Consider the following 3,047-nt stretch of genomic DNA (forward strand, 5'->3'; position numbering starts at 1 on the left):
TCCACGTCCGTCCCCTTGGCCACGGCCGTGTGATAGGCCAGGAACTGCATCGGGATCGCATAAACGATGGGTGCGAAGGCGCCCCCGCCGGATGGCATCGTCAGCACCGCATGGGCGCCCTCGCCGCCTGCCGCGATCCCCTCGGCGTCGGACACCAGCAGCACCTGGCCGTGGCGCGCCATCACCTCCTGCATGTTCGAGACGGTCTTGTCGAACAGCGGGTCGGTCGGGGCGAGCACCACCACGGGCACGTTGCGGTCAATCAACGCGATCGGCCCGTGCTTGAGTTCACCTGACGCATAACCTTCAGCGTGGATGTAGCTGATTTCCTTCAGCTTCAACGCGCCTTCCAGTGCGATGGGGAACAGCGCGCCACGGCCCAGGAACAGCACGTCCTGCGCTTCGGACAACCAGTCGGCCAGGCGCCGGCAGTCCTCGCCCGCACCCACCGCCTGGCTGACCAGCGAGGGGATCGCCGTCAGGTCGCGGATCTGCGCCGAGAACTCGACCGGCGACATGACGCCCCGGTCGGCCGCGGCCTTCAGCGCCAGGACGGCCAGCACCGCCAGCTGGCAGGTGAAGGCCTTGGTCGAAGCCACGCCGACCTCGACCCCCGCCAGGATCGGCAGGGCGATATCGGCGTCCCGCGCGATGGCCGAGGTGCCCACGTTCACGACGCCCACCGTTTTGGCGACCTTGTCCTTGCAGTAATGCAGCGCGGCCAGCGTGTCCGCCGTCTCGCCCGACTGGCTGACGAAGACGGCCCAGCTGCGGGGCGACAGGGGTGGCTCGCGGTAACGGAACTCGGACGCCACATCGACGTCGCAGGGCAGTCCCGCCAGCCGCTCGAACCAGTATTTCGCCACATGTGCGGCGTAATAGGCCGTGCCGCAGCCGACCAGCGTCAGGCGGTCCACGTCGCGGAAATCGACCGCCTCGGGCAGGACGATCCGGCCCTCCTTGATGTAGTGGCTCAGCGCATCGCCAAGGACGACCGGCTGCTGAGCGATCTCCTTGGCCATGAAATGCCGGTAGCCGCCCTTGTCGATGGCGGTCGCACCGACGTCGATGCGCGCCGTCTCGCGGTTGGTCTGCTGGCCATTCGCGTCGAAAATCGCCGCGCCGTCGCGCGTGATCACGACATGGTCGCCGTCTTCCAGATAGGTGATCCGGTCCGTGAAGGGCGCCAGAGCGATGGCGTCCGAGCCGAGGAACATCTCTCCGTCCCCATGCCCCAGGGCCAGCGGGCTGCCCTTGCGGGCGCCGATCATCAGGTCGTCCTCTCCCTCGAACAGGAAGGCAAGGGCAAAGGCACCCTGCAGGCGCGACAGCGTGGCGCGGACGGCCTGTACCGGGTCCATGCCCTGCGCCATGTGGTGGCCCGTCAGCAGGGCCACGGTCTCGGTGTCGGTCTCGGTCCGCGCGGCGATGCCGTTGGCGGCGAGGCAGGTGCGCAGTTCGCGGAAGTTCTCGATGATGCCGTTGTGGACGACGGCCACGGGGCCGTGCTTGTGCGGATGGGCGTTTCCTTCCGTCGCGGCGCCATGGGTGGCCCAACGGGTGTGGCCGATGCCCGCGCGGCCTTCCAGCGGGTCCAGTACCAGCAGGTCAGACAGGTTCACCAGCTTGCCGACCGCCCGGCGGCGGTCCAGCCGCCCCTCGCTGTCCACGGTCGCCACGCCCGCGCTGTCATAGCCGCGGTATTCCAGCCGCTTCAGCGCCTCGACCAGTTGCGGTGCGACCTGGTTCTTGCCGAGTATCCCGATGATCCCGCACATCTTACGCTTTCCCCTTCGCCGCCCGCAGCGCCTGCATGATCCGTGTCGCCAATCCCGGCTTGGTTACCTGCCGGGCGCGGCCCAGCCCCAAGGCCTCGTCGGGCAGGTCCTGGGTGATGACCGACCCCGAGCCGGTCATGGCGCGGTTGCCCACGCGCACCGGCGCGACCAGCATCGTGTCCGAGCCGATGAAGGCCTCGGCCCCGATCACGGTGCGGTGCTTGCCCACGCCGTCGTAGTTGCAGGTGACGGTGCCCGCACCGATGTTCGTGCGCTCGCCCACCTCGGCGTCGCCCAGATAAGTCAGGTGGCCGACCTTCACTCCCTCGGCCAGCACCGAGTTCTTGATTTCCACGAAGTTCCCGACGTGGACGTCGCCGCCCAGTTCCGCCCCCGGCCGCAGGCGGGCGAAGGGACCCACTGTCGCGCCCGCGCTGACGTGACAGCCCTCCAGATGGCAGAAAGGCAGGATCTCGGCCCCGCTTTCGACGGTGACGCCGGGGCCGAAGACCACGTTCTGCCCGATGATAGCGTCACGGCCAATGAAGGTGTCGAGCGCGAACCAGACCGTCTGGGGATCGGCCATGGTCACGCCGTTCTCCAGCATCTCGGCCCGGCGGCGGGCCTGAAAGGCAGACTCGGCTGCCGCAAGCTCGGCGCGGGTGTTGATGCCGAGCGTCTCGGCCTCGTCGCAGGTAACCACGGCGGCGCTGCGGCCTTCCTGCCGCGCAAGGCCCACGACGTCGGTCAGGTAGTATTCCCCCGACGCGTTGTCGTTGCCGAGACGGCCCACGAGATCGCGCAGCAGCGCCGCGTCCGCCGCCATGACGCCGGAATTGCATAGTGCGATGGCCCGCGTGGCCTCGTCGGCGTCCTTGTATTCGACGATGCGGTCCAGCGTGTCGCCACGCACCACGAGCCGGCCATAGCGGCCGGGATCGACAGCCTCGAAGCCCAGCACGACCACGTCTGCCGGATGGCTGACCAGCGCCGCCAAGGTATCCGCGCCGATGAAAGGGGTGTCGCCGTAAAGGACGACGACCTTGCCCTCGAAGCCCTCCAGCAGCGGCAGGGCCTGCGCCACGGCATGGCCGGTGCCGAGCTGCTGGTCCTGAAGGGCGATCTGCGCCTCGGGGTCAAGCTTGGCCACCGCCTTCCGCACCGCCTCGGCCCCGTGGCCCGCGACGACGATCACCCTGTCGGGGTCGAGGCTGCGGCCCGCCGCCAGCGCGTGGCCCATCAGCGGCACGCCTCCCAGCCGGTGCAGCA

At 69.0% G+C, this 3,047-nt stretch carries 2 protein-coding genes; both read right to left on the minus strand.

Annotated elements, in window-relative coordinates; genetic code table 11:
- On the minus strand, positions 1 to 1,778 hold a 1,778-nt coding region (gene glmS, locus ACFFII_RS17730; RefSeq protein ID WP_377700198.1), incomplete at its 3' end, for a glutamine--fructose-6-phosphate transaminase (isomerizing).
- A gap of 1 nt (position 1,779) precedes the next feature.
- The gene (glmU, locus tag ACFFII_RS17735) at positions 1,780 to 3,045 is read right to left on the minus strand and encodes a bifunctional UDP-N-acetylglucosamine diphosphorylase/glucosamine-1-phosphate N-acetyltransferase GlmU (RefSeq protein ID WP_377700199.1); all 1,266 of its coding nucleotides are present in this window, start codon (positions 3,043 to 3,045) and stop codon (positions 1,780 to 1,782) included.
- Between the last annotated feature and the right edge of the window lie 2 nt (positions 3,046 to 3,047).

It is taken from the genome of Paracoccus niistensis (assembly GCF_042432925.1).
GTDB lineage: Bacteria > Pseudomonadota > Alphaproteobacteria > Rhodobacterales > Rhodobacteraceae > Paracoccus > Paracoccus niistensis.